This window comes from Brachyspira sp., assembly GCF_050873525.1.
GTDB lineage: Bacteria > Spirochaetota > Brachyspiria > Brachyspirales > Brachyspiraceae > Brachyspira.
Genome location: NZ_JBNMIZ010000244.1, coordinates 1 through 3,703 on the forward strand (window position 1 = coordinate 1; position 3,703 = coordinate 3,703).

3 protein-coding genes are annotated in these 3,703 nt (G+C 30.5%); 2 read left to right on the forward strand and 1 reads right to left on the reverse strand.

Translation table 11 applies throughout. The features are described from left to right. The first annotated feature begins 207 nt into the window (after positions 1 to 207). Positions 208 to 567, forward strand: coding sequence for an Hsp20/alpha crystallin family protein (locus ACR0QS_RS11955; RefSeq protein WP_432633682.1), 360 nt, complete (start codon positions 208 to 210; stop codon positions 565 to 567). 172 nt (positions 568 to 739) lie between these two features. Then, on the forward strand, positions 740 to 2,347 hold the full coding sequence (locus tag ACR0QS_RS11960) for a peptide ABC transporter substrate-binding protein (protein ID WP_432633680.1): 1,608 nt from the start codon (positions 740 to 742) through the stop codon (positions 2,345 to 2,347). An 88-nt stretch (positions 2,348 to 2,435) separates the two neighbouring features. Here ACR0QS_RS11960 and mltG read toward each other — a convergent pair whose 3' ends face one another. Then, entirely contained in the window at positions 2,436 to 3,458 is a 1,023-nt protein-coding gene (gene mltG, locus ACR0QS_RS11965) for an endolytic transglycosylase MltG (protein ID WP_432633681.1), read from the reverse strand. Positions 3,459 to 3,703 lie beyond the last annotated feature (245 nt).

Sequence of the window (3,703 nt, forward strand, 5' to 3'; positions counted from 1 at the left end):
CTTTCAATATTTATAAAATCGGTTATTAATAAAAATTCGTTCAAAAACTATACATAAACTATAATCAAGTTGGTATAATTCTTGCTTAATATATTGTATAACAAATGATAATTTTAATTCATTGTTATAAAAATAAAATTAAAAAAATCAAAATTAAAAGGGGATTTAATTATGTCAAGAAGAATATTTTTACCAGCTTTAAATTCAATGTTGGACGATTTCAGATGTTTAGACAATAGCATGTTCTATAATAGGATGTCCGATTACAAAATTGAAGAGGACGAAAAAAACTACATTATAGAAATGGATATGCCTGGCGTGAAAAAAGAAGATTTGGAAGTAGGTATTAAAGAAAATATACTTTCAATATATGCCGAACGAAAGAAAGAAGACAAAACGGAAAATAAAGAATCCGTTGTGGTTTCAAAATATGAACAGAGTTTCAATATTAGCGCCAAAGGTATCGATGTCGACAATATTCAAGCCAATTTGGATAACGGCGTTCTCAAAATAACTCTTCCTAAAAAAGAAGAAGTGAAATTTGAGAAGAAAATAGAGATAGCTTAAAATAATAAAAGAATAAAAAGTCTAACTAAAATTTATAAGTTATTTACGCATGCGCGAAAGCGTATGCGTTTTTTATTGTTTTTCTTAAATTAATTAACGATTGATTTTTTATATAAATAGTATAGTATTTTTATTAAACTTTTAATTTAATTTTTTAAGGAGAAAATAAAAAATGAGAAGAATTATTTTTTGTTTATTAATTGCGGCTATTTTTATTTCATGTTCTGGAACTAACAAATCAAAAAGTTCAGTTGACGGATTATTTATAAATGTAGGACCAGAACCTCAAACGATTGACCCGATTTTGAATAAGGCTTCGGACGCGTCCGTATATATAATACATGCATTTGAAGGACTTGCGACTAAAAATAAAAACGGCGAGTTAGTCGGAGGAGCCGCAGAAAGCTGGGAAATTTTAGACAACGGACTTAAATTTATATTTCATTTAAGAACAAACGGGAAATGGGCGGACGGGAAACCTTTAACCGCTTCCGATTTTGTTTATTCTTGGAGAAGAGCGGTAAATCCAGAAACGGCAAGCGAATATAGTTATCAATTTGAACCAGTAAAAAACGCTATGGACATAAACGCTGGAAAATTGGATTTGGAATCTTTGGGAATAAGAGCGATAGACGATTACACTTTGGAAGTTTTATTAGAAAAACCTACCGCTTATTTTTTAGAACTTACCGCTTTTCCTACATTTTATCCAGTTAGAGAAGATATTATAGAAGAATACGGCAATAATTGGACTTTAAGCCCAGAAACCTATATTGGCAACGGTCCTTATGTTATGATAGAACGAAATATAGACAGCGATATAATAATAGCTAAAAATACAAATTATTGGGATTATTCAAATTTAATTCCAGAAAAAATAACTTTCGTTTTAATGGAAAACCCTACCGCATCGGTTGCGGGAATTAAAGAAGGTTCTTTGCATTTTTCCGATAGAGTGCCTTCTCAAGATATAGATTCTTTGAAAAGCGAAGGAATATTGCAATTTGTAAAAAGACTCGGAACTTATTATTATGCTCTAAATTTGACAAACGAAGTTTTAAGAAATCCTAAAGTAAGAAAAGCCTTATCATTGGCTATAGACAGAAATTATATAATAGAAAATATAGTTAAATCTGGAAATCCCGCTGGAGCTTTCGTGCCTTACGGAGCGCCCGATATAAATAACGGAGATTTTAGAGAAATCGGCGGAGATTATATAAGCGTCAAAAAAGAAGATTATTCTAATAATGTTGAAACGGCTAAAAGATTAATGCAGGAAGCTGGTTATCCAAACGGAAATAATTTTCCCGTTCTTCAATTTTTAGTCGATTCGAATAGAGAAATTCCTATATTCGAGGCAGTTCAGCAGATGTGGAAAGAACATTTGGGAATAGACACTTCGATTAGTCAGCAGGAATGGGCTGTATTTTTGCAAACTCTATATACGGATAAAAATTATACTATCGGAAGAAGCGGATGGACTGCCGATTATAACGACCCTATGACTTTTTTAGGAATGTTTTTAAGTTATAGCCCGCAAAATCATGCATTATTTACAAATAGAGAATACGATAATTTGCTTAAAGGAGCGATGGAAACTATAGACCAAAATGTTAGGATGGATTTGATGCATAAAGCCGAAACTATATTTATGGATAACGATGTAATAATACCTTTATATTATTACGCTACTCCCACTTTAATAAATCCGAAATTAAAAGGCGTTATATACGATAATTTGGCTAAACATAAATTCGGATACGCTTATATAGAAGAATAATTATTATAAAATATAAAAGCCGTTCTTTTTATGATTATTAATTAAAAAATAAAAATATTATAAAGAGAACGGTTTTAATTATTTTAAATTATCTTCTATTAAAAATATATTTATTTATATTATTAACATGCTCTTCGTAAGTTGTAGTAAAAACATGTTTGCCCGTTCCGTCTGCTACAAAAAATAAATAATCCGTCTTTGCAGGATTAAGCGCCGCTTCGATTGCTCTCACTCCGCTCGAACATATAGGAGCTGGAGGAAGTCCTTTTTTAAGATAAGTATTGTAAGGACTTTGCATCTCTCTAATCGCTTCCGCTATGTCTCTAGATTTTACAGTTTCTATCGCGTCTCCTTTCTGTAAAGTCATCGCGTAAATCGTAGTCGGGTCGGCTTGAAGTCTCATATCTATTGAAAGCCGATTATAATAAACGGAAGATATTATTTTCGGGTCGTCCAAAGCTCCCATTTCTTTTTCTATAATCGAAGCCATAGTTAAAACTTCATGCAAACTATAACCCAATTTTTTCGCTCTGTTTTCAAAATCGACTCTCGGAAATTTTTCAAATAAAGAATCTATCATTAAATTAAGCAAAACTTTCGGCGGATTTCCTTTTACTATATAATAAGTAGAAGGAAAAATATAACCTTCCACGCTTTCGGCGGGAATATTATATTTTTGCAATATTTCTTTATCATGGCATAATTTTAAGAATTCTTCTTTTGTAGTAAAATTTTCTTCTTCCAAATAATTTGCTATCTCGTAAATATTTTTTCCCTCTGTAATCGTTAGCTTGCTCATTACCTGTTTTCCGCTGTTTATATATTTCATTATGTCAATCATATTCATTGTTTTATTTAATTGATAATATCCGCTTAAAAGTTTTCTGTCGTATTTTAAATATTTGGAAATTAAAGAAAATAATTTTGCATTTCTGATTAATCCCTGCAATTCGAGTTTTCTTGCAATAGAATTAGCGCCTTCGCCCTGCTTGATTTCAAAATATACGACTTCATTATATTTGCTCATTGGACTTACGCTATATAAAGTAAATATTCCCGCAAAAATCACGGCTATTATTAATAGAGTTATTATAATTAGTAGTTTTTTCATGATAATTTTTTCTTTCTTGTTTATTTTAATTGATTAGAATATTATACAAAAATAAAATAAAATTGTCAAAATAAAATTCGTGGTGACACTATTTTTGAAATCGTCATTACGAGGGCAATGCCCGAAGTAATCTAATTAAAATAAAATTTTATTTTAAAATTTAGCTTTATTAATAGTGGATTGATTTGATTTGTGTGGATTGCCACGCCTTCGGCTCACAATGACAGAATTTTTTTCTTTTAAAC

Coding starts and splice junctions, on each gene's coding strand:
- ACR0QS_RS11960 (WP_432633680.1), top strand. CDS start 740: ATGAGAAGAATTATTTTTTGTTTATTAATTGCGGCTATTTTTATTTCA.
- mltG (WP_432633681.1), bottom strand. CDS start 3,458: ATGAAAAAACTACTAATTATAATAACTCTATTAATAATAGCCGTGATT.
- ACR0QS_RS11955 (WP_432633682.1), top strand. CDS start 208: ATGTTGGACGATTTCAGATGTTTAGACAATAGCATGTTCTATAATAGG.